Annotated in this window: 1 protein-coding gene; it reads right to left on the bottom strand. The window is 62.3% G+C overall.

The window, feature by feature from the left end; all coding sequences use genetic code 11:
- Positions 1 to 108 precede the first annotated feature (108 nt).
- Positions 109 to 510 carry a site-specific integrase gene (locus G3480_RS27170; protein WP_240906121.1) on the bottom strand — a complete coding sequence of 134 codons (402 nt, stop codon included), beginning with the start codon at positions 508 to 510 and terminating at the stop codon, positions 109 to 111.
- Positions 511 to 687: the final 177 nt, after the last annotated feature.

Below are 687 nucleotides of genomic sequence, written 5' to 3'. Positions count from 1 at the left end.
CTGTCTGCCCCAGAGTGCCAAACAGCCCCCCGGCATGGGGGTCGCCAAGCCCCGGCGCTGCGGTGGGCACAGCGGGCCAGAGAGGGGCCTCCTTGCCCCCGGTCCGTGCTACGACGCCCGCCCGATCGCCGCTGAGGCGCTGTCCGCTGCGTCCTGCAGTGCCCGCGTGGACAAATGGGCATAACGCTGGGTGACGCTCGGATCGGAATGCCCGAGGATCTGCTGGACTTCATAGAGCGTCCTGCCGCTGTTCACCAGAAACGAGGCATATTGGTGACGCAGATCGTGCAAGCGCAGATGAGGCAAACCGGCTTCCTCCCGGAGTCGCTCCCACACTTTGTGAATCGTGGTGTAGGGCTTCCCGGTCTTGCTGTTGACGAAAAGATAATGCTCCGTGTCCAGGTTCCGAAGGATGCGCAGGATGTCGAGGGCAGCATCGTTCAGGGGGACGGCACGGACCTTACCTGACTTGGCGTTGTAGGCCGGAATCCGCCAAACCCGACGTTCCATGTCCACCTAATCCCAAGTGGCCTTCAGTGCTTCGTTGAGCCGTGCCCCCGTGGACAGCAAGAACAGCGCAATGGTGCACACGGGACGATTGGGATGCCTCCTCAGCACCGACAGCAACCGGTGAAGTTCCTCATCGTCCATGTAGTGCTCCACCTGATTTCGCTCGGGGATCAAGGG

The organism is Thiorhodococcus mannitoliphagus (assembly GCF_010915725.1).
Lineage (GTDB): Bacteria > Pseudomonadota > Gammaproteobacteria > Chromatiales > Chromatiaceae > Thiorhodococcus > Thiorhodococcus mannitoliphagus.
The sequence above is the reverse complement of the archived record's forward strand: the minus strand, read 5'-3'. Positions and strand labels throughout refer to the sequence as shown.

Coding starts and splice junctions, on each gene's coding strand:
- G3480_RS27170 (WP_240906121.1), bottom strand. CDS start 510: ATGGAACGTCGGGTTTGGCGGATTCCGGCCTACAACGCCAAGTCAGGT.